Source organism: Rhizobium sp. YS-1r (assembly GCF_000757525.1).
Lineage (GTDB): Bacteria > Pseudomonadota > Alphaproteobacteria > Rhizobiales > Rhizobiaceae > Neorhizobium > Neorhizobium petrolearium.
In genome coordinates, this window is the sequence record NZ_JPYQ01000001.1 from 338,814 (window position 1) to 364,829 (window position 26,016).

24 protein-coding genes and 1 pseudogene are annotated in these 26,016 nt (G+C 59.4%); 20 read left to right on the forward strand and 5 right to left on the reverse strand.

Annotated features, from left to right (window positions below; all coding sequences use genetic code 11):
• Positions 1-15: 15 nt before the first annotated feature.
• Positions 16-915 carry a LysR family transcriptional regulator gene (locus tag JL39_RS01575; protein WP_037145483.1) on the reverse strand — a complete coding sequence of 300 codons (900 nt, stop codon included), beginning with the start codon at positions 913-915 and terminating at the stop codon, positions 16-18.
• 120 nt (positions 916-1,035) lie between these two features.
• Between JL39_RS01575 and JL39_RS01580 the strand changes: the two genes are divergently transcribed.
• The 6 genes from JL39_RS01580 (at position 1,036) to JL39_RS01605 (ending at position 7,364) form a co-directional block, all read left to right on the forward strand.
• Positions 1,036-1,968: a VOC family protein gene (locus tag JL39_RS01580; protein WP_037145485.1), complete on the forward strand. Its 933-nt coding sequence runs from the start codon at positions 1,036-1,038 to the stop codon at positions 1,966-1,968.
• Positions 1,969-2,103: 135 nt separating this feature from the next.
• Positions 2,104-2,793 (forward strand): hydrolase, encoded by a 690-nt coding sequence (locus tag JL39_RS01585; protein WP_037145487.1) that lies wholly within the window; start codon positions 2,104-2,106, stop codon positions 2,791-2,793.
• 66 nt (positions 2,794-2,859) lie between these two features.
• Complete coding sequence (locus JL39_RS01590; RefSeq protein ID WP_037145489.1) at positions 2,860-3,147, forward strand: XapX domain-containing protein; 288 nt, start codon at positions 2,860-2,862, stop codon at positions 3,145-3,147.
• Complete coding sequence (locus tag JL39_RS01595) at positions 3,147-5,129, forward strand: amidohydrolase (protein ID WP_037145491.1); 1,983 nt, start codon at positions 3,147-3,149, stop codon at positions 5,127-5,129. The genes JL39_RS01590 and JL39_RS01595 overlap by 1 nt, the downstream gene beginning before the upstream one ends.
• Before the next feature lie 196 nt (positions 5,130-5,325).
• Positions 5,326-5,769, forward strand: coding sequence for a DoxX family protein (locus JL39_RS01600; RefSeq protein ID WP_037145493.1), 444 nt, complete (start codon positions 5,326-5,328; stop codon positions 5,767-5,769).
• On the forward strand, positions 5,766-7,364 hold the full coding sequence (locus JL39_RS01605; protein ID WP_037145495.1) for an MFS transporter: 1,599 nt from the start codon (positions 5,766-5,768) through the stop codon (positions 7,362-7,364). Before JL39_RS01600 ends, JL39_RS01605 begins: the two co-directional genes overlap by 4 nt.
• Positions 7,365-7,686: 322 nt before the next feature.
• On the opposite strand, the gene JL39_RS01610 is transcribed toward JL39_RS01605, so the two are convergent.
• Entirely contained in the window at positions 7,687-8,433 is a 747-nt protein-coding gene (locus tag JL39_RS01610) for a hypothetical protein (RefSeq protein WP_052182576.1), read from the reverse strand.
• 393 nt (positions 8,434-8,826) lie between these two features.
• Between JL39_RS01610 and JL39_RS01615 the strand changes: the two genes are divergently transcribed.
• From JL39_RS01615 to JL39_RS01650, 8 genes and pseudogenes are all read left to right on the forward strand, one after another.
• Entirely contained in the window at positions 8,827-9,561 is a 735-nt protein-coding gene (locus JL39_RS01615; RefSeq protein ID WP_280114079.1) for a DUF2092 domain-containing protein, read from the forward strand.
• Positions 9,558-9,884 (forward strand): hypothetical protein, encoded by a 327-nt coding sequence (locus JL39_RS01620; RefSeq protein ID WP_037145501.1) that lies wholly within the window; start codon positions 9,558-9,560, stop codon positions 9,882-9,884. Before JL39_RS01615 ends, JL39_RS01620 begins: the two co-directional genes overlap by 4 nt.
• A gap of 280 nt (positions 9,885-10,164) precedes the next feature.
• Positions 10,165-12,111, forward strand: a complete 1,947-nt coding sequence (locus tag JL39_RS01625) for a DUF3604 domain-containing protein (RefSeq protein ID WP_037145503.1) — start codon at positions 10,165-10,167, stop codon at positions 12,109-12,111.
• A gap of 144 nt (positions 12,112-12,255) precedes the next feature.
• Positions 12,256-12,567: a hypothetical protein gene (locus JL39_RS01630; protein WP_152601003.1), complete on the forward strand. Its 312-nt coding sequence runs from the start codon at positions 12,256-12,258 to the stop codon at positions 12,565-12,567.
• Positions 12,561-13,415, forward strand: coding sequence for a peptidylprolyl isomerase (locus tag JL39_RS01635; protein ID WP_037145505.1), 855 nt, complete (start codon positions 12,561-12,563; stop codon positions 13,413-13,415). The genes JL39_RS01630 and JL39_RS01635 overlap by 7 nt, the downstream gene beginning before the upstream one ends.
• Positions 13,412-14,401, forward strand: coding sequence for a HupE/UreJ family protein (locus tag JL39_RS01640; RefSeq protein ID WP_037145506.1), 990 nt, complete (start codon positions 13,412-13,414; stop codon positions 14,399-14,401). Before JL39_RS01635 ends, JL39_RS01640 begins: the two co-directional genes overlap by 4 nt.
• A 138-nt stretch (positions 14,402-14,539) precedes the next feature.
• Positions 14,540-14,743, forward strand: a pseudogene (locus tag JL39_RS31415) (transporter); the annotation flags it as partial.
• 172 nt (positions 14,744-14,915) lie between these two features.
• Entirely contained in the window at positions 14,916-16,064 is a 1,149-nt protein-coding gene (locus JL39_RS01650; RefSeq protein ID WP_052182577.1) for an alpha/beta hydrolase, read from the forward strand.
• Positions 16,065-16,225: 161 nt separating this feature from the next.
• On the opposite strand, the gene JL39_RS01655 is transcribed toward JL39_RS01650, so the two are convergent.
• The 3 genes from JL39_RS01655 to JL39_RS01670 all read right to left on the reverse strand — a co-directional run bounded on the left by JL39_RS01655 (position 16,226) and on the right by JL39_RS01670 (position 20,481).
• The gene (locus JL39_RS01655) at positions 16,226-18,028 is read right to left on the reverse strand and encodes a hypothetical protein (protein WP_052182578.1); all 1,803 of its coding nucleotides are present in this window, start codon (positions 18,026-18,028) and stop codon (positions 16,226-16,228) included.
• A 461-nt stretch (positions 18,029-18,489) separates the two neighbouring features.
• A complete protein-coding gene (locus JL39_RS01665; RefSeq protein WP_052182579.1) occupies positions 18,490-19,506 on the reverse strand; it encodes an HAD family hydrolase in 1,017 nt (338 codons plus the stop codon).
• Between the two features lie 9 nt (positions 19,507-19,515).
• Positions 19,516-20,481: a formylglycine-generating enzyme family protein gene (locus JL39_RS01670; protein WP_037145510.1), complete on the reverse strand. Its 966-nt coding sequence runs from the start codon at positions 20,479-20,481 to the stop codon at positions 19,516-19,518.
• A gap of 286 nt (positions 20,482-20,767) precedes the next feature.
• Here JL39_RS01670 and JL39_RS01675 point away from each other — a divergent pair, with 286 nt between their 5' ends.
• From JL39_RS01675 to JL39_RS01700, 6 genes are read left to right on the forward strand one after another with little or no spacing between them, the layout of a single operon-like run.
• Positions 20,768-21,580: a hypothetical protein gene (locus JL39_RS01675; RefSeq protein WP_037145512.1), complete on the forward strand. Its 813-nt coding sequence runs from the start codon at positions 20,768-20,770 to the stop codon at positions 21,578-21,580.
• Positions 21,581-21,639: 59 nt separating this feature from the next.
• Entirely contained in the window at positions 21,640-22,647 is a 1,008-nt protein-coding gene (locus JL39_RS01680) for a glycine betaine ABC transporter substrate-binding protein (RefSeq protein WP_052182580.1), read from the forward strand.
• Positions 22,632-23,303 carry a L,D-transpeptidase gene (locus tag JL39_RS01685; RefSeq protein WP_081952645.1) on the forward strand — a complete coding sequence of 224 codons (672 nt, stop codon included), beginning with the start codon at positions 22,632-22,634 and terminating at the stop codon, positions 23,301-23,303. Before JL39_RS01680 ends, JL39_RS01685 begins: the two co-directional genes overlap by 16 nt.
• A 15-nt stretch (positions 23,304-23,318) precedes the next feature.
• Positions 23,319-23,633, forward strand: coding sequence for a hypothetical protein (locus tag JL39_RS01690; RefSeq protein ID WP_037145514.1), 315 nt, complete (start codon positions 23,319-23,321; stop codon positions 23,631-23,633).
• A 36-nt stretch (positions 23,634-23,669) separates the two neighbouring features.
• Entirely contained in the window at positions 23,670-25,052 is a 1,383-nt protein-coding gene (locus JL39_RS01695; RefSeq protein WP_052182581.1) for a DUF3300 domain-containing protein, read from the forward strand.
• Between the two features lie 22 nt (positions 25,053-25,074).
• Positions 25,075-26,013 carry a DUF2950 domain-containing protein gene (locus JL39_RS01700; RefSeq protein ID WP_037146053.1) on the forward strand — a complete coding sequence of 313 codons (939 nt, stop codon included), beginning with the start codon at positions 25,075-25,077 and terminating at the stop codon, positions 26,011-26,013.
• The last annotated feature ends 3 nt before the right edge of the window (positions 26,014-26,016 follow it).

The window sequence follows — 26,016 nt, forward strand, 5'->3', positions numbered from 1 at the left end:
AGCGCATGCGATTGCTTAGCCGAGCATCACCATATGAGCCGCGACCTGCTCCTCGAAGAATTTCGAAAACGAGGCGATGCGGGGCGGTAGTGCCTGATAGGGGGGATAATAAAGCGTCAGCCACAGATCCGGCGGCGCCCAGCCGCGCATGACGTGGACCAGCCGTCCCGTTCTCAAGTGTTCCGCGATGTGAAATCCCGGCAGCATGGCAACACCGGCGCCATCGGCGGCCATGTCAGCAAGAATTTCGCCATTGTTGGCGCTGAACGCCCGACCGGCCGAGATTGTCATACTCGATCCACCATCCGACAGCACCCAGTTTTCCCGGCGGCTCTCGCCGCTATAGGCAAGGCAATCGTCGGGTGTCAGCTCGCTCGGATGCTGCATATCGACGAACCGGCTTCCAGGTGCCGCGACGAGAATGCGCGGCACGACGCGGATCTTTCGCCAGATCGTGAATTTGTCCGATGGTTGGGACGAGATGCGGATTGCCAGATCGTAATCGTCATCAACGATGTTTACGAACCCGTCTGACAGGGAGATCTCGAAGCTCATCTTCGGATAAAGCTGCCGAAAGCCGGAAAGGATTGGCGGCAGCACTGCCTTGCCGAACCAGGTCGGAGCGCTGATCCTCAGACGGCCCTGGTCCGCCTTATGGGCATTTCGGACGTCCTTGCGGGCGGTTTCAAGTGCCTCGACCGCCGGCTGGATCTGCGCGGCAAAAACAGCCCCATCGGTCGTCAGCGATACCTGGCGCGTCGTGCGAACGAACAGCTGGACACCAAGATCGTCCTCCAGGGCTGCGATTGCTCTCGTCACGGCGGCCGGGGTCATGTCGAGTTCGCGGGCGACCTGCGCAAAATTGCGCTTCTCGGCGGCCAGCAAAAAGGTTTTCAGGACTTTATAGTCGTTCATATCGATTATTGCAAAAATGGAAATTCATTCGACAGGAATATTGCAATTCCGCGGCGCAATCAATCCGATTACACCTTTGTCCAACGAAACGGACATCGGCAGCGCAGAAAGGCACGGGCCATGATCAAGGACATCAAGGGACTGCATCACATCACTTCGATGGCGTCAGATGCACAGCAGAACAACAGGTTCTTCACCGATACTCTCGGCCTTCGGCGGGTGAAGAAAACCGTCAACTTCGACGAGCCGAGCGTCTACCATCTCTATTATGGTGACGAAAAGGGCACGCCCGGCACCGTCATGACCTATTTCCCCTTTCCCAACATGATGCCGGGTCGCCCGGGCGTCGGCGAAGTCGGCGAAACCCAGTTTTCCGTTCCCAAAGGGTCGCTTTCTTTCTGGAGCGAGCGCTTTGCCGCCCAAGGCGTCGGCGGGGTCGAGGCAGATACCGTGTTCGGCGCCAATCGCCTGCGCTTCATCGGTCCTGATGGTGATGGTTTCGCTCTCGTTGAGACCGCTGATGACACCCGACCGGCCTGGGTCGGGGAGGGTATTTCGGAAGAGGTTGCCATTCGCGGCTTCACGGGTGCCCGCTTCAACCTGCACGATACGGCTGCGACCGAAGAACTTCTTCGCTTCATGGGCTATGCACGAACTGAGGCCGACGGCAACGTCACCCGCTTCATTATTCCCGGAGGCAACGGGGCAGACAGGATCGACCTTGCCGCGCTTCCGAACACGCCGTTTGCCCGCCAGGGTGCCGGCTCTGTCCACCATATCGCTTTCGCCGTCGAAACCCGCGAGAAGCAACTCGAGGTGAGGAAGGCGCTGATGGATACCGGTTACCAGGTGACCCCGGTCATCGATCGCGATTATTTCTGGGCAATCTACTTCCGCACGCCGGGCGGCATCCTGTTCGAGATCGCCACCAACGAACCCGGTTTCGACCGGGACGAGGATACCGCGCATCTTGGCGAGGCACTCAAGCTGCCGAGCCGCTACGAAAGTTTCCGCGCTCAGATCGAAGCTAGCCTCGTTCCGATTGCCGCGTAAGATCGAGGTTTCGAACCTCATCAAGACAGAACTTTACCTTTCGACACGGCTGCCTGGCGCAGGCAGCCGACCGCCGAAGGCATCTCAAATCCAACCGCCGCTGATCGGCACCACACATCAAAAAGGAGAACCACAATGTCGAAGCTCGAAGTCCTCACCCCGGCCAACAGCCAGCTCATCTTCATCGACCAGCAGCCGCAGATGGCTTTTGGTGTTCAGTCGATCGACCGCCAGACGTTGAAGAACAACGTCGTCGGCCTCGCCAAGGCCGCCAGGATCTTCAACGTTCCGACGACGATCACCACGGTCGAGACCGAAAGCTTCTCCGGTAACACCTTTCCGGAACTGCTGGCGGTCTACCCGGAGAACGACATTCTCGAACGTACCTCGATGAACTCCTGGGACGACCAGAACGTCCGCGATGCGCTGGCGAAGAATGCCGCTGACGGCCGTAAGAAGATCGTCGTTTCTGGCCTGTGGACGGAAGTCTGCAATACGACCTTCGCGCTTTCCGCTCTCCACGATGTCCCGGATTACGAAATCTACATGGTCGCCGACGCTTCAGGCGGCACCTCGCTCGACGCCCACAAATACGCGATGGATCGCATGGTGCAGGCCGGCGTCATCCCTGTCACCTGGCAGCAGGTCCTGCTCGAATGGCAGCGCGACTGGGCCCGCAAGGAAACCTACGATGCCGTTACCACCTTGGTGAAGGAGCATTCGGGCGCCTACGGCATGGGCATCGATTACGCCTACACCATGGTTCACGGCGCGGAAGAACGCGTCAAGCACGGCAAGCGCATCGGCCCGAACCCCGCCAAATAAGGACCCGAGCAGACCGCTCCGATAATCCCGTCGGAGCGGTCTTTCCGTAATCGTGGAGGATATCCCATGAAAGTCTATTTCTTCTCTCTCGGTGCAGGCCTGCTTGTCGGCATCGTCTATAGCCTCTTAAACGTCCGCTCGCCTGCACCACCGGTCATCGCTCTCGTGGGTCTCCTCGGCATTCTCGTTGGCGAGCAGATCCTCCCGCTTGCAAAGACGCTCTGGAGCAAGGAGCCCGCCGCCGTCTCGTGGCTCCACCAGATCAAGCCGCACATGTTTGGTCACCTTCCCAAGGGTCGCGACCGTATTGATGTTGCTCACCGCGCGGATGCCCGGGTAGAGGAGCGGAGCTGATGGCGACACGTCGAACTTTTCTCGGAGGGGCGTCGAGTTTGGCGTTTTCGAACCTCTTCTCAACGGCGAAAGCCGCCGATCCCAACCAGACTGGAGTAGACACCATGCATCCCGACCTGATCCTGCACAACGGCCGCTTCACGACCCTTGACCGCACGAACCCGAACGCGACCGCGGTCGCCATCAAGGACGGACTGTTTCTGGAGGTCGGCTCCGACAGCGAGATCATGGCTCTAGCCGGATCCGACACGAAGATTGTCGATCTCAAAGGCAAGCGTGTCCTGCCCGGCCTGATCGACAACCACACCCACGTCGTCCGTGGCGGCCTGAACTACAACATGGAACTTCGCTGGGATGGCGTACGCTCGCTTGCCGATGCCATGGATATGCTCAAACGCCAGGTGGCGAATACGCCCGCGCCGCAATGGGTGCGCGTCGTCGGCGGTTTTACCGAACACCAGTTCGTCGAAAAGCGCCTGCCGACCGTCGAGGAGATCAATGCGATCGCGCCAGATACGCCGGTCTTTCTCCTGCATCTCTACGACCGCGCACTTTTAAACGGCGCTGCTCTGAGAGCAGTCGGATATACCCGCGACACGCCGAATCCGCCAGGCGGAGAGATCATCCGTGATGCCAACGGGAATCCGACGGGCATGCTGCTGGCAAAGCCGAATGCTGGCATCCTCTATTCGACGCTTGCCAAGGGACCCAAGCTACCCTTTGACTATCAGGTCAATTCCACGCGACACTTCATGCGTGAACTCAACCGGTTGGGTGTGACCGGCGTCATCGATGCCGGCGGCGGTTTCCAGAACTATCCGGACGATTACGAGGTGATCCGGAAGCTCTCTGACGACGGTCAGATGACGGTTCGGCTTGCCTACAACCTCTTTACCCAGAAGCCCAAGCAGGAGAAAGAAGACTTCCTCAACTGGACGAGCTCGGTCAAATACAAGCAGGGCAACGACTATTTCCGTCACAACGGCGCTGGTGAAATGTTGGTCTTCTCCGCGGCCGATTTCGAGGACTTCCGTCAGCCGCGTCCCGACATGCCGCCGGAGATGGAAGGCGAGTTGGAAGAGGTCGTCCGCGTGCTTGCCGAAAACCGCTGGCCCTGGCGCCTGCATGCCACCTATGACGAGACCATCTCCCGCGCCCTCCACGTCTTCGAGAAGGTCAACAAGGACATTCCGCTCGAAGGACTGAACTGGTTCTTCGACCATGCTGAAACCATCTCCGAGCGTTCGATCGATCGTATTGCGGCGCTTGGCGGCGGTATCGCCACCCAGCATCGCATGGCCTATCAGGGCGAATATTTCGTCGAGCGTTATGGCCATGGCGTGGCGGAAGCGACACCCCCGATCGCGCGTATGCTGGAGAAGGGCGTGAAGGTCTCCGCCGGCACCGATGCGACCCGCGTCGCCTCCTACAATCCGTGGGTGTCGCTGTCGTGGATGATCACCGGCAAGACCGTCGGCGGCATGCAGCTCTACCCGCGCGCCAATTGCCTCGACCGCGAGACGGCGCTCAGGATGTGGACGGAAAAGGTCACCTGGTTCTCCAACGAGGAAGGCAAGAAGGGCCGTATCGAAAAGGGCCAGTTCGCTGACCTGATCGTGCCGGATAAGGACTTCTTCTCCTGCGCCGAGGACGAGATCTCCTTCCTGACTTCGGAACTCACCATGGTCGGCGGCCGGATCGTTTATGGTGCCGGCGACTTCAAGGCGCTCGACGAGAACGACCTGCCGCCTGCCATGCCGGACTGGTCGCCGGTGCGCAAGTTCGGCGGATATGCGGCCTGGGGCGAGCCGGAAGGCGCTGGCCGCAATTCGCTGCGCCGGACTGCCATCGCGTCGTGCAGTTGCGCCAGCAATTGCGGCGTTCATGGTCACGATCATGCCGGCGCCTGGATGTCCAAGCTGCCGATCGCGGACCTCAAGGGCTTCTTCGGCGCACTCGGCTGCTCATGCTGGGCAGTTTGAGTTCGGTCATTAACGACGACACCGGATGGGCAGCGTCTATCAGTGCCCATCCGGCTTCACGCTACATCTATTGCGTAAAGCGCAATTAAATCAAAACAATTGATGCAATTGTTGGCGTGAATGGTTCCCGCCAATATCGCTCCATCAGAAAACGTAGCGCCGCCCTCATTGGCGGCCAAGATTGTCGGAGCCAATAATGACTGACCAGTATCCTTCCACAACGCGCCGCAAGACATTTCTTGCAGAAATCGTCGCGGCGCCCGCCATTCGGACTGCAGCACTTCTTGCACTCTGCGCCGCCTACATCCAAGGGCCGCTCACCAAGATCTTCGATTTCAACGGAGCATTGGCCGAGATGGAGCATTTCGGCCTTCATCCGGCAGCCGCATTTGCTGTTGTTGTCATCGTATTTGAGCTCACGGCCTCCGCGATGGTGGTCTCCGGCTTCCTGCGCTGGGCTGGCGCTCTGGCGCTCGCCGGTTTCACTCTCCTGGCGACGCTTATTGCCCTTCGTTTCTGGGAGCTTCCGCCCGGCATGGACCGCATGATGGCGACCAACGCTTTCTTTGAACATCTGGGCCTCGCCGGTGCATTCGTCATTGTTGCCGCAATCGATCTAACGAAGGGAGAAGGCAAATGAGCACCGCAAAAACGCCAGCGAGCAGCTTCGCTCCCCTTGCGCAGCCGGTCTTCGCAGTCCTCTGGGCCGCCACGGTTCTCGGCAATACCGGCAGTTTCATGCGCGATGTCGCGAGCGCGTGGCTGATGACGGACCTGTCCGCTTCGCCGGCAGCCGTCGCCATGGTTCAGGCTGCAGGGACGCTGCCGATCTTCCTGCTCGCCATCCCGGCCGGGGTGCTGACCGATATCCTCGATCGCCGCAAATTCCTGATCGCGGTCCAGCTTCTGCTTGCGTCCGTCAGCATCAGTCTGATGGTTCTGGCGCATACGGGAATGCTTTCCGTCAGCGCCCTGATTGGACTGACTTTCCTCGGGGGCATCGGCGCTGCACTGATGGGGCCGACCTGGCAGGCAATCGTGCCTGAACTGGTCAAACGCGAGGATGTCAAAAGCGCCGTCGCACTCAACTCGCTCGGCATCAACATCGCCCGATCGATCGGCCCGGCGGCTGGTGGTTTACTACTTGCTGCCTTCGGCGCGGCCCTCACCTACGGCGCGGACGTTGCCAGCTATATCGTCGTTATTGCGGCGCTGATCTGGTGGCCGCGTGCCAAGAACGCCAACGATGCACTCGCAGAAGGCTTCTTCGGGGCCTTCCGGGCCGGCCTTCGCTACACCCGGGCCAGCCGTCCGCTGCATGTCGTCCTGCTGCGTGCTGCCATCTTCTTCGCGTTTGCGAGTGCTGTCTGGGCACTCCTGCCACTCGTCGCGCGTCAATTGCTCGGCGGAGATGCGAGCTTCTATGGCATCCTGCTTGGTTCGGTCGGGGCAGGGGCTATCGGCGGTGCATTGGTCATGCCGAAGCTGCGTGAACGTTTCGATGCAGATGGTTTGCTTCTGGGTGCGGCTGTCGTCACCGCCCTTGTAATGGGAACCTTGTCGTTTGCCCCGCCAAAATGGTTTGCCATTGTCGTCTTGCTGTTCCTCGGCGGCGCCTGGATTACCGCGCTGACCACACTCAACGGTACAGCTCAGGCTGTGTTGCCAAACTGGGTGCGTGGCCGTGGTCTTGCCGTCTACCTGACCGTTTTCAATGGCGCGATGACGGCCGGCAGCATCGGCTGGGGCGCCGTCGGCGAAGCGGCAGGCGTACCGGGTACCTTGCTGATCGGCGCCGCCGGGTTGCTCGTCGCAGGTTTCATCATGCATCGCCTGAAACTGCCTGCAGGCGACGCGGATATGGTACCGTCAAATCATTGGCCCGAGCCGCTCGTGGCAGAACCGGTGGCCCATGACCGCGGCCCGGTCCTGATACTCATCGAGTACCGTGTCGAAAAGCATCACCGCACCGCTTTCCTGCATGCATTAGACGAACTCTCCCAGGAACGTCGGCGCGACGGAGCGTATGGCTGGGGCGTGACCGAGGACTCTGCTGATCCGGAAAGAATGGTCGAATGGTTCATGGTGGAATCTTGGGCGGAGCATCTTCGTCAGCACAAACGGGTCTCCAATGCAGATGCAGACCTGCAAGGCAAGGTACTGGCCTATCATACAGGCCCGGAGAAGCCGGTGGTTAGGCACTTCCTGACGATCAACAGGCCCGGCAAAGCTTGATCGAAGACCGCAATCCGCAGCACGGAGAGGGGCGCAAATGCCCCTCGGGCCAGGCAAAGCAAGCCAGGCCCTTGTCGGTCGACCGAAGGCCAACAGTTCGCTTGATCGCTCTACTGTTGTTTCATTCCCCCGCGATGGCGGCTCTCGTTATCCTATGGCTTCTCCATCCCAGCCAGACCAGGGCGAGCGTCAGATCCTTCGGTGCGCGCCTCGTTGAGACGGCGCGGCAAATATGTCCTCTGCAGCCTGACGAACGAGGCGGAGGTGGTGGGGCTCATCGAGGCGCTGGGGCGCAACTTGCCGGCCTCCTGCTGGAATTGCCCTAGAACCGCAAGGCGAGGCTCAAGATGGGGCCCTGCTGGACGACGTCGAAAACGAACCCGTCATCGCTATAGTCCACACCTGCCGCCCGATATCCGGCGATCACCGAGAGTCTCTCGTTGAAATTGTAGCCGAGGGCCAATGCGACGTCCCAATCGAGATCGGCTCCGCCCCCTCCAACAAGGCCCCAGCCGGTTATGTAGACTTCTGGCGTTATCGAATAGCGTCCGCGAATGCCGGCCAGTCCATCCACCCAGGTTGCGCTATCACTGCGCTCCACGCCGTCAAGGAGGCCGCCACTAAACGAAATCGTGGTATCGACGGACCATACCTTGATACCGGCCACAATGTCGAGATAACCGGATGAATCCGCCAGAACGGAATAACCCGCGCCCACCAATCCGGTAAACATCTCCGTCGCAACCTCGACGTCCGAAGCCAATATGCCCAACGGAGTTGACGCCCCCACAGAGAGCTTCGCGTATTCGATATCTCCAATAATGCTGAAGCGATCGTATCGCGCTTCACCCGCCGCCATGGCGGCGAAATCAAGATGATCGAGGATGTCGCCAAAATCGGCGTCGATATGAACGCTTGGCAGGCTGAACTGTGCAGTGTCGCCGGAAATACTCGTGCCCCAGAAATAAGGTGCGAAAGTGAACGTCCAGCCATCCTGCGCCTCGACCATGTTGGGATCCTGCGCCAGGAGCGGCGTGACGTCGGCCGCTCGGCCCGCCGTGCCAGCCATCAGATAGCAAGCGAGAGATATTCCAAATACAAAGTAGTTTGGCAAGCTTATCTCCTTTGTTCGCGGTGATCTCCCCGGGTAAACTATTTATCTTAATTGCGAAGCGCGAATGTTTAAATGCTAATGATAATTTCTCCTGATTTCAATTGATATTTACACGAAAAAACAGCTAATTTGCGTATAATACATCAAGATGAACCTGTATGATACATTGCGATATCGCCGATAAATTTATAGGGAATTGGTGCCGCGATTTTTCTGGGAAAGAATAGCCGCATAGAAAAGACTGTTTCAGGCGAGGAAGTCATGAGGGACACCCGGATATGTTGCGGTCGTTCGAATGGGCGAAACCATGCAAGGCCTCATCTTCTTGTTCTTGCAACGTTGCTTGCCTTGGGGCTGTCCTGTTCCCAGGCGTCGAGCCAAAGCGCGATCGATGAGGATGCCGACAGACTGTTGCGCGCGATGTCGTCTTATCTCAGCGGGTTGAAGACGCTGAGCTTCGACTACGATACCGACCAGGAGATCATTGATCGATGGGGGCAGAAGCTGCAGTACAGCGCCTCGGGTGCGGTGATGGCATCGCGGCCCGACAAGCTGCATGTAACGCGGAAAGGTCCTTATGCCGACGTTGAAGCAACGCTGAATGGAAAGCTCATTTTTCTCTACGGCCGCGGGCTCAACATATTCGCCCAGATGGAAAATCCAGGAACGACCATCGATACGGGACTTGAGGAATTCCGCATGTCGACAGGCCTGGACGCCGCGGGTGCCGATCTGCTGTCGGCTGATCCCTACGCAGTCCTCACCGAAACAGTCGATGAAGGAAACTTCGTCGGCACGGCTTTTGTTGGTGGCGTGGAATGCGACCATCTCGCTTTCCGCACGGAAATAGTCGATTGGCAGATCTGGATACGCAAGGGCGAGCAGCCGGTGCCGGTCAAATATGTGATCACCTCCAAATGGGTGACCGGAGCGCCGCAATACTCGGTGCGGCTGACCAACTGGAATGTCGAGCCCAAACTCGACGAGTCGATATTCACGTTCTCTCCGCCCGCTGGTGCGAAGAAAATCGAGCAGATCGGTTCCGATGTCATCGGCGATATCACTCTGGAGGATGCGCAATGAAATCGGTAGGTCGGTGCCTGTCGGTGGCAACACTCATCTGCGGCCTGGTGACGGCGGATTACTGGACGAACGGCGCCATAATCCCAGCGGATTTCGTGGTCTCCGATGCACAGGCGAGAGTGGGCAGGCCGGCCACGCCCGGCAGCGTTGCGGGCGTGGCGCGCCGAACAACACGTCGCGTCGTGCGTCGCTCCACCATCTATGTTGCGACGCTGCCAAGGGGTTGCTCAAACGTCGTTATCAACGGCGTTTCCATGTGGTCTTGCGGTGGAGCGTACTATCAATCCTATGGTGGGCGTTATGTCGTCGTCTATGTCGACTGATGCGGGATGGTTTGCGCGAAACCAAGAGATCGAGCGTCTCCTTGACGCTGTTTCGAAAGGAAGCGTTCCCGGCTTTCGCGTTGACGGCAGGAAAAGCAGTTTCGGAAGTCTGCTGTGCAGCATTTTTACTTTCCGGACGGTTTTCTATGAATTTACTTTATAAAAATAGATCGTTTTATCTAAATAATAGTATTGTGAGGAAACAATATTCGACTAGGTGATTTAATCACGATTATTTTATGATAAAATTACTAAGTCCTGTGTGGCAATGGAGGAAGACATGGTGGAAATATCAACGATCAGGGTTCTCTTGACCGCTGTCGCGTGCTCCTGTCTTGGCCTGCCCGCTCTTGCGGTGGATGCCCGCAGCGACGTCGGCACCCTCGATCAGGCGAAGGCGGAGAAGGTCTTCCCCGACAAAAGGCCTTACTCACCCTATGCCGATCGCAGTTTCCCGACCCGCCCCCTGTTCGGAGATACCCATCTGCACACGGCTGCATCCTTCGACGCTGGCGCATTCGGCGCGCGATTGACGCCGCGCGATGCCTATCGCTTTGCGCGAGGTGAGCAGATCATTGCATCTGGCGGGGAGCCGGCCAGGCTGTCGCGGCCGCTCGACTTCCTGGTTGTGGCTGACCATTCCGACAATATGGGCATGTTTCCGGACCTGTTTGCCGGCAAGGCCGAGGTGCTTTCCGATCCGCAGGCCAAGACCTGGTACGACATGATCAAATCCGGGCGGGGAGGAGAGGCTGCACTGCAGATCATCATGAGTTTCAGCGCCGGGACGCTGCCGAAGAGCATGATCTATGGTCCCGAAACGCGGCCCTACAAGTCGGCATGGCAGGATACGGTCAAGGCGGCGGAGGAATATAACGATCCAGGCCGGTTCACGGCCCTCATTGGTTATGAGTGGACTTCGAATACGGGCGGCAACAACCTGCACCGCAATGTGATCTTGCGCGACAATGGCGATAAGGCCGAGCAGATCGTGCCTTACACGACGATGAAACCGCTCGGCAGCGACAACCCGCGCGACCTCTGGAAATGGATGCAGGCCTATGAGGACAAAACGGGAGGGAGCGTGCTCGCCATTGCCCATAACGGCAACCTCTCCAACGGCATCATGTTTCCGATGATCGAATCCTTCACCGGCAAGCCGGTGGACAAGGAATATGTGGAAGAGCGCGCAAGGTGGGAGCGCCTCTACGAAGCGACCCAGACAAAGGGCGATGGGGAAACCCATCCCAGGCTTTCCCCCAATGACGAGTTTGCCGATTTCGAGACCTGGGATTTTGGCAATCTGGACGCGAGCGTAGCCAAGAAGCCGGAGATGATCGAGTTCGAATATGCACGGTCGGCGCTGCGGAACGGTCTCAAGCTCGAAGCCGAACTTGGCACCAACCCCTACAAGTTCGGCATGATCGGCAGTTCCGACGCCCATACCGGGCTTGCCGCGATGGAAGAAGACAATTTCTTCGGCAAGACAACGCCGCAGGAACCGAGCCCCGAGCGGCTTACGGCCACTTTCGTCAGTAATCCGCAGACCAATATCAAGGTCATGGATTGGCAGGTGAGTGCCTCCGGCTATGCCGCCGTATGGGCAGCCGACAACACTCGTGAAGCGATCTGGGACGCGATGCAGCGTAAGGAGACCTACGCCACCACCGGGTCGCGCATGATGGTTCGTTTCTTCGGCGGTTTCGATTTCGAGCCGGCAGACGCTTCAAACCGCAATCCGGGCGCCATCGGTTATGGCAAGGGTGTGCCGATGGGAGGCGATCTCGGGCCGGCCCCGGAGAATAAGGCGCCCAGCTTTCTCGTCGCAGCCTTGAAAGACCCCATAGGGGCCAATCTCGACCGGTATCAGATCGTCAAGGGATGGCTTGATGACAAGGGTGAAACCCATGAGCAGGTCTATAATGTGGCATGGGGTGGCGACCGCAAGCCCGATGCCGACGGCAAGCTGCCATCGGTTGGCAGCACTGTCGACGTCGGGAACGCGACCTGGACCAACACGATCGGTGCACCGGAACTGATTGCGGTCTGGACTGACCCGGATTTCGATCCGACGCAAAAGGCCTTCTATTATGGCCGCGTGATAGAGATTCCGACACCGCGCTGGACTGCCTATGACGCCAAGCGTTTCGGCACGAAACCGCTGGAAGGAACTACGATGACGATGACGGAGCGCGCCTACACGTCGCCCATCTGGTACACGCCCTGAGGGTGAGGTGCTTCTGTGTGGCTTAAGCGGGGAGTGTCGGTATTGCGGATCCTGACAACTCGTTTCGGCGGGGCAAGCGAGCCGCGGTTCCTTGCCGGAGCCTTGCCCGCGGGCGACGCGGTCATACTCGGCCGGCAGGCCCCCATGGGTGCAATTGTTCCGGCGGCAGCTATTGCCGGTCTGGCGATCGGTCTCGATTCCGCCCCGATGGATGCGAGCGACCGGGACGGACTGGTCGCCTTTGCAGGTCTGGCTTGCGGTGTCTTCTGTGTCGCGACGATTGTCATAGGCCTGACGATTGGTCAGACGAAAGAATGGCGACGCATCGGCGTACGTATCGCGGGTTCATGGATTTCCGCCGTTTCAGCCCTGGTGCCTACACTGTCTCTCGTCGCACATGCACCGCATGAAGCATGCGCGATTGCCTCGGTGCGCGGAAGTGCTGCGTCATGGTAAAGCGACTTCTGAAGGAACCGCTCGTTCATTTTTTTCTGATTGCCCTTGCCATCTTCGCGATGCATGGCGTTGTCGGCGACAAGAGTGTGCCGGCGCCGGACGTGATCGTTGTCACGGCCTCGAAGATCGAGCAGATGGGCTCGGTCTTCACCAAGACCTGGCAGCGGCCGCCGACGGGGCGTGAACTGAAGGGCTTGATCGACGATCATGTCAGGGAAGAGATTCTTGTCCGTGAAGCGCTGGCACTCGGGCTCGACAAGGATGACACGGTCATCCGACGCCGGCTGCGTCAGAAAATGGAATTTCTCGTCATAGACGAAGCCGATGCGCCGGTGCCGACGGATGCGGAACTGAATGTCTATCTGAAGGCGCATCTCGGCGCATTCGAGACCGATCCGATGCTGGCTTTCCAGCAGGTCTTCCTCAACCCCGAGCGGCAAGGCGACGCGATTGCCAGGAACGCCGCTTCCACCCTGGAGGCGTTGGCGACGATTCCTTCAACGGATCCGGCTTCGCTCGGCGATGTCACGCAGCTTCCGCCGGTGGTGGAATTGACCGGCAAGACAGCAATCGCCCAGATGTTTGGCGGCGAATTCGCCGAAGCGCTCGACAAGGCGCCCGTGGGCCAATGGATCGGTCCTGTCGCCTCCGGCTTCGGCCTTCACCTGGTTCGGGTGACGGAACACAAGCCGGGTCGTTTGCCGGCACTCGGCGACGTTCGCGCCGCGGTGATGCGCGAATGGGCGAATGACAGACGCGTCGCGCTCGAAGACCGTCGCTTCGCTGAGCTTCTCAAGCGCTATGACGTGACCATCGAGAACCTTGCCGTAGCGAGGACGGTCCCATGATGCGATTCTGCACCCTGCTGGCAATCCTCTCGCTGGCATTTGTAGCGTCACCGGCGGCTGCTCACGAGATGCGGCCGGCCTATCTCGACATGCGGGAAACCGCACCCGACGAATTCGCCCTGGTCTGGAAAGTGCCGGCGCAGGGCGAGATGCGCCTGGGGCTTTATGTGCGTTTGCCGGACACTTGCAGGGCGAACGCCAAGCCCCGCAGATCGATCGAGGGCGGCGCCTACATCGAGCGCTGGAGCGCTACTTGCGAGGGTGGGCTGAAAGGCAAGGAAATCGCCATCGATGGCCTGCGCTCGACGATGACCGATGCCCTGGCGCGCATCGCCCACCGGGACGGTACGACGGAGATCTCGCGCCTCAAGCCGGAGGCGCCCACCTTCATCGTCGCGGACGCGCAGACCAGCCTCGAGGTGGCGTCGACCTATTTCCGTTTGGGCGTCGATCACATCCTCTCCGGCTTCGACCATCTGCTGTTCGTTTTCGCCCTCTTTCTGCTGATCCGCGATCCCGTGATCCTGATCAAGACGGTAACGGCTTTCACCATCGCCCACAGCATTACGCTGGCCGGAGCGTCACTGGGATATTTCAGTCTGCCGCAGAAGCCGGTGGAAGCGACGATCGCACTCAGCATCGCTTTCGTCGCCAGCGAACTGGTCAAGATGAAGCCGGACAGCAAGCGCCTTTCCGAGAGCTATCCATGGCTGGTCGCTTTCGCTTTCGGACTGCTTCACGGATTTGGATTTGCCGGTGCACTTAAGGAGATCGGCCTGCCGCAATCCGATGTACCGCTCGCCCTTTTGACATTCAACGTGGGGGTAGAGGTGGGCCAGCTATTGTTCCTGACCCTGGCTTTCGTCCTGTTGCGGGCGTTCATCGGCTTGTTCAGCATCTCGTTCGCTTTGCTGCGCACAGCTTCCGGCTATCTGCTCGGCGCGATTTCAACATTCTGGCTGGTGGGGAGGCTGGCCAGCTTCTGACCGTGAAATGCGACTGCCAGCCGCTCGTTTTTAAAAACTGAGGAACGCACACGCAACAGCAGCAAAAAACGAACCAGGCCCTGGAGGGGAGCCATGCGACTTGTATCAGAATTTTCAATCGCAGCCTGCGCATCCGTCATGATTGCGGCTTTGGCCTTCGCCGGCCACGCGGCGGCTCAGGAGGGAACTCAGGAACTGGCCAAGCAACTTTCCAATCCGATCGCGTCGTTGATAAGCGTGCCCTTTCAGTTCAATTATGATCACGGTTACGGACCTGATGATGGTGACAGGGGCTTCGTCAATGTGCAGCCTGTCATACCGTTCTCCATCAATGACGAGTGGAAAAAACGGGATCGCAGGACGGCTCATTCCCTTTTGGCATCGAGTATTCGAGAGGAGAAATCGTTTGGTCGAGAGTTCTGTCGGTCGTCGTAATTGTACCCCACGGCGCGCCGGTCCTGGATATATCGCACTGCCTGCAAGCGATCGGAGGTGCCGCGAAGCCGTCGGCTCCATGCGGAAGCGTGCGAACCGGGCCGTCGCTCTTCTGGTCGGCCTGGCTGTTGCCGGGTGTGCCGGGCGTCCCGAGGGTGTTCTTACCCCGATCGCCGCCGGCCAGCAGTCGGCATCGGCATCGACCGTGACGATGCTAGTTGCCACCAGTCGAAAGCCATCAGGCGATTCCGCGACCCTGTTTTCAGGGGAACGCAGCCTGACGCTATCGTTGACCGACATCACCATTTCGATTCCACCGCATCGGTCCTCCGGTACGGTGCAATGGCCAAAGAAGTTGCCGCCTGATCCGGGCAAGGAGTTTGCGGTCGTCAGGGCGCAGAATGTGGAGCGAGGCACCGAGGCGCGCAAATGGTTTCAGAAGTATAACAAGACGGGACACGTTCTTGTCTTCGTCCACGGGTTCAATAACCGCTACGAGGATTCGGTTTTTCGCTTTGCCCAGATCGTGCACGATGCCGATGCGGAGGTCGTTCCTCTGCTCTTCGCCTGGCCGTCCCGTGCAAATTTGCTCGACTACAACTATGACAAGGAAAGCACGAATTTCTCACGCACGGCATTGGAGGAGGGGCTCGGGATCATCGCGGAAGACCCTACGGTCAAGGAGGTAACCGTCATGGCCCATTCGATGGGCACATGGCTGGCGATGGAATCGCTGAGGCAGATGGCTTTGCGTGACGGAAGGGTCGCCGCCAAGATAAAGAATGTCATCCTCGCCTCGCCGGATCTCGACGTCGACGTCTTTGGGCGCCAATGGTGGGAACTTGGGGAAAACAAGCCGAAGATCACCATTTTTGTGTCGCAAGACGACCGGGCGCTCAAAGTGTCGCGGCGGATCTCGGGCGGAGTCGACCGGGTAGGACTGATCAATCCTGCAGCCGAACCATACCGCACCAAGCTGGAAACTGCCGGAGTTACGGTGGTGGACCTCACCAGGCTCAAGACCGACGATTGGCTCAACCACGGCAAATTCGCGGAAAGCCCTGAGATTGTGCAGTTGATCGGCTCACGGCTGGTAACGGGACAGACCCTCACGGACTCGGATGTCGGTATCGGCGAGACTGTCTACAGCGCGGTCGATACGGTGGGCAGGGTTGCGGCGACCACAGTGGCCGCTCCGATCACTCTTGTAGATCGCGGGAGACGCTAAAGAATCTTCGACCTGATTAGTTGCGGCCTGAATCAAGATTTATAGTATAATGTGAATGTTATATATGTTGAATACAGGATATATTGTCTGCCGGTTGACTTCCGCGTCGAGCGGCAAGCAGGCCTTGTTCGGGCGAAGAAGGCATTTAACATGGAATGCGCTCATTGGCCTGCCGAGGCAAGCGATGCGCTTCGAAACGACAGGCCGGCCTTGCGAATACCATCCAGGAAGTGCGCTTTGTCGCTGTCGGAGAAGTTTCGCTTTTTCAATTCGGCGTCGATCTTGTCCAGAAAGTTTGATTTCGTGGCGTAGAAGCGGCCCGCGCTTGTTTGCGCTTCTTTCATCATTCCACTCTGAGCATAGGTTGCCGCGGCGATCAGGTGCGGCAATGGATTGTCGACGTTTTCGACACGACGAATGAGATCCGCCGCAATGGCATAGTGTCCGAGCAGATAATTAATCATCGCCAGGGACGTCAGGTAGTAGTTGGCGTTGCTGGGATTGTCTGCGAGCGCCTTCTCGATCAGGGCCGCTCCCTCTGCCAGGGAGCCTGATGCGGCCAGACGAATGCCGAACTCGCCGGTGAGTTCCATGTCGTTCGGATTAAGGGCCAATGCCTCGCGCCCCGTCTTTAAACCCATCTCGACATTGTTCATCAGGAAATAGATTGTCATCAAGGCTTGTTGAGCCCGAATATTGTTCGGATCAAGGGAGATTGCGGTACGTGACGCCGCAAACGCGCGTTCCAGAGAGGTCGGGTCTTTGGGGACATCGCTGGGGCCAAAGCGCTCCTCATCCAGGAGAACTGCGGCCAGCAAAGCCCAGGCCGTGGCATACTCGGGAAACCTCTCCACCGATTTCTCAAGACAGCTTAGAATATCAGCGCGTGGGCTCCAATCGAGCTGTTGCCTGTAGCCGTAGTAGGACATCAGGCAGGTATAGGCCTCGGTGTCGCTGCGGGAAGTCGACTTCAGGCTCACGAAATTTTCACGAGCGATGACCCCATACGCTTGGCCGATTTCCGTTGCGACCCTGTCGGCGACATATTTCTGGAAGTTGACCGGGTTCCCGACGTCGACCTCGCCATCATAGGTTCGAGTCCACAGAACTTCTCCACTTGATCCATCCAAAAGGTTCACTATCAGGTGGAGATGGGTTCCCGAGGTATGTATGGACCCACCCAGGTCAAAAATCCCGCCGCTGGCCGGAACTTGTTCATAAGTCTCCTTTGTAGGCGCGGTGATTACGATTATATCCTTGAATCTGGCGAGCCGGCTTGCAATTTCAGCAGACACTCTGCGGGCATATACCGTCGAATGATCATTGGTGCCGAGATCTTCGAAATCTCTGATAAACACCCGCGGCGCATATTCGACATAGCTGGCCGGCTGGTCCGATGCATTCCAGTTGTAATAACCTGTTGCACCCACGGCCAGGGAAACGGCCAGCGCTCCAAGTATCATCATCTTCCGGTTCAGGTGGTGAACTTCAGCGTGCGCGTCAGGTCGTTGTCCGGACTCATTGGTTGCCCGTGAGCCGCCCGTGTTCTGTGTCAAGCGCCGAGCGAAGCGCGGTATATAGCAGCCTTTTGGAACGCTGATGAGAATGGGATCCGCCTGGCCAGCGATCAGATAATAACGCTCAAGTGCGCGGCGGATTCGACCCGCCTCAATGCGGACAACCGGATCGTTCTGAGCATCGAATGATTGACTGCGGCCAAATACCTCGATTGCAATGGAATAGGCCTTTATTCGGTCTGACCTGCCTGCAAGCGTCTCATCCACCAGATATTTGAGAAACTTCTTTGCGCGGTCGGGAACGGTAAGTTCTTCGCTTGCCAGGATGCGATCCAGTTGATCCTTTACATCAAGGACGAAGCGCTCCGGCTCCAGCGTATCCTCCGGAACGAAACCAGCCAACGGCGCAGCGCCGAGTAAACGGACTGAGGGACCGTGCTCCACCATGTTCGCTGCCCTCCCTCGAATAGCCAATTCACGTCGGCTATGATAGGCAGCACCATCTCACGAAAGTGCAGCCTTTATCCTCCTGTCGTTTCTGATGCCTTACTTTAGCAATCTATGCAATTAGGAAATATCCCTACTGCCCGATGTCTGCGCATTACGGGGCGAGTCTTTCCGCACCTGCTTCGGCACGCCATGGCTACGAAACTGCGGTAGCTCGACTTGGATATCAGCGACATGCAGAGCCGGCTGAAGGTAGGGGTTCCCGCTATGATAAGTTTGGCGCAATTTAGGCTCGTACGGCTGACTGCCTCCATTCGCGGCATCCATCACCAACCAGTATGGTGCCGGCGGCGAATCCTCCAGTTCAACCCCCTCATCAAAGGCAGCCAAAGAAGCATAAGCCGGGCCCCGCAATTCCGACAGCACCTCCAAGCCTTAGGCTCCCGGATGAGCTCGTGCCGTTAATTTTCGAAGGCGTAGACCTTCTTCCAGTCAGCTTTCATGTCGACCACCAGCCAGTTGCGACGCTCGGCTTCGTTCAATGCCTTGTCTAGACGCCCGAAAGCAGAGTTCCGGTCGTATGCGTATTCGCGTTCGCCATCCGTGTGATGGATGATCATCGCAAAGCCATGCTGTTTTCCGCCGGTCACCCATCGCAGCATGTCGTAATCGCCGTCGGAATTGCCGGCGACGAAGACCGGGCGACGACCGATGAACTGGTTGATGCCCACAGGCTTGCCGGGGCCGTCGTCAATGAAATCGATCGCCGGCAGCCGCCGCAGGACCGGGACGTTTCCGACGAGGGCGAACTCCGTCCTGATCGTGCTGCCGATCACCTGCTCGGGCGGAATGCCATAGGCTTTTTCCGTAATCGGACGCATGAATTCGATGCCACCGCCGGAGACGATGAAGGTCCGGAAGCCATTGGCGCGGAGATATTCGAGCAGTTCCCGCATCGGCAGAAACGTCATCTCGTCAAAAGGTTTGCCCGTTTTCGGGTGCCGCGCGGTTGCAAACCAGTCGGTGACGATCTTGTTGAACTCGTCGGTGGTCATGCCGGCATGGGTCGCCATGCCAAGATCGACGAGTTCCTTTTCGCCGTTCCTCGCCACGCCGGCGAGGTCGTTGGCGAGAACGGATTTATAAGGCTCTTTTTCCTTCCACTCCGGATGCTGCGGGGCAAGCCTCTGCACCCGGTCAAGGACGAAGCCGAGCTGGAAATAGTAGGGTTGCTCCGACCACAACGTGCCATCGTTGTCGAATACGGCGATCCTGTCTACGGGGGCCACGTATCCCTCGCCGCCCTCGGTGACGCTGCGTTGAACGAACTCCATGATCCGCGTTTTGGCAGACGTATCGTTCCAGGAGGGAAGAGGCTCCTGGGCGAGAGCGGGCCGCAATAGTCCCAGGAGCAACAGAACGAAAGCGACGAGAAGCGAGGCAAGGACCGCATCTATGTTTCGAGACTGCCTGATCATGGACTTCTCCTATGCAGGTACGCGTTTCACACAGCGGAAGCCCACATGGCTTGTGGAGGTGTCCTCCGGTTCGGCATGGCGGGCGGCGGGTCGGTAGCGGCGGCAGTAGTTCGGGGCGCAGAGATGCGAACCGCCTTTCAGGACACGCCGGGCGATCCTTATCGACGGCTGGCTGGGATCGTAGCTTGCATCTTCCGGGCCGCCCCGCGGGTTCTTCGGGATGCAGCAGGACTTCGCCGCGGGCTCGGGGTGGCGGGCGGACCAGTAGTCGCAGGTCCACTCCCAGACATTGCCGATCATGTCATAAAGACCGTATCCGTTCGGCGGGAACGCTTTGACGGGTGTGGTGCGTTCCTGTCCCTTGGGCTTTACGGTGCTGACCGGAAAGATGCCCTGCCAGGTGTTCGCGCGTGGAACTCCCCCCGGCATGAACTCTTCGCCCCAGGCGTATTCTGCATCGTCGAGGCCGCCGCGTGCCGCCAATTCCCATTCAGCTTCCGTCGGCAGATCGAGGCCGGCCCAATCGGCATAGGCTTTCGCGTCGGCATAGGCGACATGCACGACCGGGTGATCGAGTTTGCCGCGCAGGTCACTCAGCCCACCCAGCGGCCGCCGCCAGTTCGCCCCGAACTTGAATGTCCACCATTGCGAAATGTCGGCGCCTCTGACCTGTTTGGGCTGGACGAAGACCAGCGAACCGGCCTTCAACATCTCGGGCAGCGCGCCGGGATAGTCTTCGGCGTCGGGGATCTTTTCTGCGACCGTCACATGGCCCGTCGCCTTCACAAATTCCATGAACTTGCGATTGGTGACAGGCGTCTCCTCGATAAAGAATCCGTCGACATCGACGGAGTGAGCCGGCGCCTCCTCCGGATAGTGGTGGTTCGAGCCCATCGTGAATGTCTGGCCCGATATCCAGGCCATTCCATCCGTAGGCGTCGACAGCTTTGGTATCCTCTCGACCGCAAGTGTCATGCCTGCCTCCGATTCACCAGAGCGCAGCATCGCTGCGCGCGATGTAAACAGGAAGTACGTAACGGTAAATGCCCGTCGATTTACGTGCCCTCTGCACGCCCGAAGAGCAGTTGGCGGAAGTCTAACACGAGTGGCAGCGGTTTCCTCCCACGGACGTAAATGCCGGGGTATTTACTGTAACGTACTTCCATCCGCCCGTCCGACATGGGCACCTTTTCGCCGGCAGATATCCCGAAACCGTGAACCGGAGACAGGGGCTGGATCAGGAGGAGGGAAAGGAGTCGTGATGACAAGGCCATCAGCATCGGGCTCCTTGGCAGCGTGGTCGATTGTTTTCGGATCTCTGTCGGACCCTGCCTTCGCACAGGATGCCGACACCGATCTTGCCCAGAAACTCAGCAATCCGGTGGCGTCGCTCATCAGCGTGCCTTTCCAGTTCAATTACGACCGCGGCTTCGGCCCGGACGACGGCCATCGCCAGATCCTCAACATCCAGCCGGTCATTCCCATCTCCCTCAACGAAAACTGGAACGTCATCTCCCGTACAATCCTGCCGGTGATCTGGCAGGATGATGTTGCCGGCCCGTCCGGCAGCCAGTTCGGCCTCGGCGATATCACTCAGAGCTTCTTCTTCTCTCCCAAGGAGCCGACGGCGGGCGGGATCATCTGGGGTGCCGGGCCAGTCTTCCTTCTGCCGACCGCGACCGACGATCTGCTGGGCAGCGGCAAGTTCGGCCTCGGTCCGACGGCCGTCGTCCTGAAACAGGAGGGATCGTGGACCGTGGGCGCGCTTGCAAACCACATCTGGTCGGTCGCAGGCGATGGTGACCGGCGCGATGTCAGTTCCACTTTCCTCCAGCCCTTCGTGTCCCTTACGACGCCCGACGCCTGGACCTTCACGCTGAACATCGAAAGCACCTACGACTGGGAAAGCGACGACTGGTCGGTGCCGCTCAATTTTCAGGTTTCCAAACTGGTCAAGTTCGGCGAACAGTCTGTCAGCTTGACCGCAGGCGCGCGCTACTGGGCGACGGCGCCCGACAATGGGCCGGAAGGCTGGGGGTTCAGGCTCGCGATGACCTTCCTGTTTCCGAAGTAGTGTGGCCGCACGCTTCGGCGACAAGAGATGAACGACACTCAAAGAGGCACGTCATGCTAATGAAAGTCTCAGGCCGTGACGATGGTAGCAAAACACAGCCGGTATCGGGTGCCGACGGGCGTCGCCGGCTGCGTGCAGCTATTCTTTCCATCCTGCTCGCAGGCGTTTCAGCTTCGGCGAATGCCGCCGACCTTTCGATCGCAATGCCAAACTGGCCCTCGGGACAGGCCACCGCCAACATCCTGAAGGTCGCCATCGACAAGAAGTTCGGCCTGCAGTCGGAGGTGCGCGAAATGGGTGCGCTCATTGCCTTTGCCGGGCTGGAAACCGGCGACGTCGACATCCACCCCGAGGTCTGGCGGCCAAACCTGGACGCGGCGATCGCCAAATACGTGGACGAGAAGAAGGTGGTCGTCCTCGCGAAGCGTTCCGTCGCCGCATGGGAAGGCCTTTGCGCCACCGAAGACGCCATCAAGGCCGGAATACGAAGCGTCACCGATCTGACGGATGCCGACAAGAGCGCTCTGCTCGATACGGATGGCGACGGCCGCGGAGAGTTATGGATCGGCGCTCAGACCTGGACGTCGACCGGCATCGAACGGGTGCGCGCCAATAGCTACGGATATTCCAAAAACCTCGCGCTTGTGGAAGCGGAGGAGGACGTCGGCATGGCGGCGGTGGATGCTGCCGTCGCGACGGGCCGCCCCATGGTCTTCGCCTGTTATGCGCCGCACAATGTCTTCGAGCTCCATCGGGTAACGCGTCTGGAGGAGCCCGGCCACGATCCCGCGAAATGGAAAATCGCCCTGGGGGACGATCCGCTCTGGATCACGCATTCAAGCGCCCCCGTCGCCTGGCCGCCCTCCGAATTCCATATCGCCTATTCGAAGTCCTTCGCTTCGAAGCACCCGGACGTGGCTGCCTTTCTCGAGAAAATCGACTTCACACCGCAGGAAGTGACCAGCATGACCTATGCACTGCAGGTGGAGCGCCAGCCAGCTCCCGACTACGCCGAAAATTGGGTCAGGCAAAACGCCACTCGCATCGATGGGTGGGCGAAGCCATGAAGAAGGCATTTAGAACCATCGCATTGTCATCTGCCGTCCTCTGGCTGGCCGCGTTCGTCGCGCTGGCCGCGCAGACGCAGATTTTTGATCCAAAGACCCGAAAATGGGTCGACTACGACAAGAAAACCGCGCGCCAGTATTTCGCCCGCAACCAACAGCTCCCAGACGCATTCCGCATGCAGCGCGTCACCTTCCGCACGGCGGAGCAGCCCGGCACGATCATCATCGACGGCAACCAGCATTTCCTTTACCTCGTGCAGCCCGGCGGCCAGGCCATTCGCTACGGTATCGGAGTGGGGCGGGAAGGGTTCGGCTGGGCCGGAATCGTGCGCGTCGGACGGACCGCGGAATGGCCGACCTGGACACCTCCCGCAGAGATGGTTGCCCGCGACCCCAATGCCGTCAAATGGGCCTCCGGGATGCCGGGCGGTCCGGAGAACCCCCTCGGCGCACGCGCTCTCTATCTCTACGAAGGCGGCGCCGACACCATCTACCGCATTCACGGGACGCCGGAAACCTGGACGATAGGTCTCGACGTCTCTTCCGGATGCATCCGCATGAATAACGACGACATCATCGACCTTCACTCGCGGGTGAAGATCGGGGCGAAGGTCATTGTCCTGATGCAGGGCGCAGCCCTGTATAAGGGCGTCTGAAAAGGGGGACGGGAATTGCTCAGTTTCTTACAGCGCCGATCATCACCGGCAATCTTTATCGCGGCGATAGCGACCATTGCTGCCTGCCAGTCGGCGCCGCCGCCCGAGCAGATGTCGCGGACGGCGGTGCAGACAGCACCCGCCGACCTCCAGCTCCTTTGCGCCGATGCGGTGGCGAAACAGAGCGGTCTCGATCGGGCGAAGATCCTGCCGACCGGATCGCGCCCGCTCGAGACCGGGGCCTACGGCGTCGACATTGATGCCGTAGGCCGCAAGTTCAACTGCGTGATAGACAGCACGGGCATTGTGAAGAGCGTACAGCCCGCATGAGCCTGGGAACGTTGTCCAGAGAAATGGGAGGCCGACATGAACATCAACCCATCCTCCATCGTCAAACGGTCGACGTTCGCGGCGACGGTCGTCCTGGCGGCTGCGTCCATAGCCGTGCCCCAGTGGCCGAGCACTGTGTCCGCCCAGTCCACCACGATCGCGGCTCAATCCTCGCCGGCAGACCAGCCCGATCCATTGAGCGAAGACGAACTCGAAGTTCTGGTTGCGCGTATCGCCCTTTACCCAGATGAACTTCTTGCACTGATCAGTTCGGTCTCGCTCTACCCGCTGCAGATCGTGGAGGCGTCGCGGTTTCTCGAAAATCACGCCAAGGATTCGAACCTAAAGCCGAAGGAGAGCTGGGACGGCAGCATCGTCTCGCTGTTGAACTATCCCGAAATCGTCAGGATGATGGCGGACGACCTCGACTGGACGCAGAGCTTCGGCGACGCCGTCGCTTACCAGCAGAAGGACGTGCTCGTCGCCATTCAGGCGCTACGCGACAAGGCCGTCGCCGCCGATATCATCAAGACCGACGACAAGATCAAGGTCGTTCAGGAGAACGACAATGTCGTCATCCAGGCTGCTGATCCGGAAAAGATCTACGTTCCGCACTACGAACCTGCGATGCTCTATGAGCCCGACTATCAGCCGGTGCCGCTGTCCTACTATCCGGACCCCTATCCGAACTACTGGTATCCGACGGCGACCTTTTTTGCGGGCGCCGTAACCGGGGCGATCTTCGCTTCCGTAGTCGACTGGGACAATTGGGGCGTATGGGGTGGCCGCTTCGACGGTGGCGACATCGACATCGACTGCAACAGATGCATGAACGACATCGACGTTAACCGCAGGCTCAACTTCAACGATATCGACTGGAAGAACGTCGACCGGAGCAAGATCAATTTCGACAAGAACCAGTTCGCCAATCTCGACCGCACCAGCATCAAGAACGGAATCGAGGCAAATGGCGGCAAGAACCTTCGTGACAGGGCAAAGGACGTTCGGCAGGGTTCCGCAACGAACCTGCGCGAGCGGAAGACGGCGCTCAAGGATATCCGAGCAAACAAGATCGATAGCTCGAGGCGGCCTGGCGGCGGCGCTGTGGCGAACCGCAATCCGCCCCGCCCTGTGGCGCGGCCAGATACCAGGCGGGCCGATGCCGGTCGATCCGCAGGAAAGATCGAACGCAAGGTCGGCAAACCCCGTCCGGCAGCCAAACGCGACAATCGGCCGAGACACCCATCCGGTCTGGGCGAAGTCAGGCATGGCAAGGTGGCGAAGGTTCACTCGCAGCGCGGCGGGCAGGCACTCGGCGGAGGTCTGCACGGCGGCGGACGCCCGCACAGGGAGTTCCATGCGGGTGGAGGCTCCAGGCCGGCAATGCACCGCGGCGGTGGCGGCCACCGGCGCCGTTGATGATCCGCGAAAGGAACATGTCATGACCAGATTGATAAAAATCGCTTTTGCGGCGCTCGCACCCGCACTGCTTTATTTTCCTGCCAGTGACGTCGGCGCCCAGGAGAATCCCGCTGGGCTCGGGCAATACGTGTCGACCACAGAACCCGAGGAGTTCGACGATCCGGACGAGGCCCTGACCGCGTTGAGGGAGGCGCTTGCGGCAAATGATGTCGACCGGGTCGCAACCCTGCTCGGGCTCGACGCGGCCAAGCTCAAGGCGGGCGAGGGCGTGATGGACGCCTTCTCGATGATCCGAGAGGGCGCCGCAAGACGGCTGGCTCTCGAAAGCGACGGCGAGCGCCGGATCGTCGAGGTCGGCGACATGCTCTGGCCGCTGCCGTTTCCGCTTGTGAAAACACCCGGCAACAAGTGGGCATTCGACACCGAGGCCGGTATCGAGGAGATCGCCAACCGCCGCGTCGGAGAAAACGAACTTGAGACGATCGCAACGCTGCGGGCGTATGTGGATGCGCAGGAGGATTATGCTCTCGACGACCACGACGGCGATGGCGTCCTCGAGTACGCGCAGAAGTTCATCAGCGCGCCGGGCGGCACGGACGGCCTTTACTGGCCGGACGATCAAGGCGACGGCCCAAGTCCTGCAGGTGACCTTCGCCAGTCGGAAATCGACAGGGCTGCGGAGGGCAAGGGTTACTTCGGATACCGCTTCAAGATCCTTACCCGTCAGGGAAGCAACATCGCCGGCGGCGCATACGACTACGTGATCAACGGCAACATGATCGCAGGCTTCGCCGTGGTCGCCTGGCCCGTCGTTTATGGCGAGACGGGGATTCACACCTTCGTCGTCAATCGCAACGGCATCGTCTATCAGGCGGATCTCGGGCAGGACACCGAAAGGCTTGCAGCCGATATCCGGCAGTTCAACCCGAACGACAATTGGGTCGTGACGGGAGACTGACGT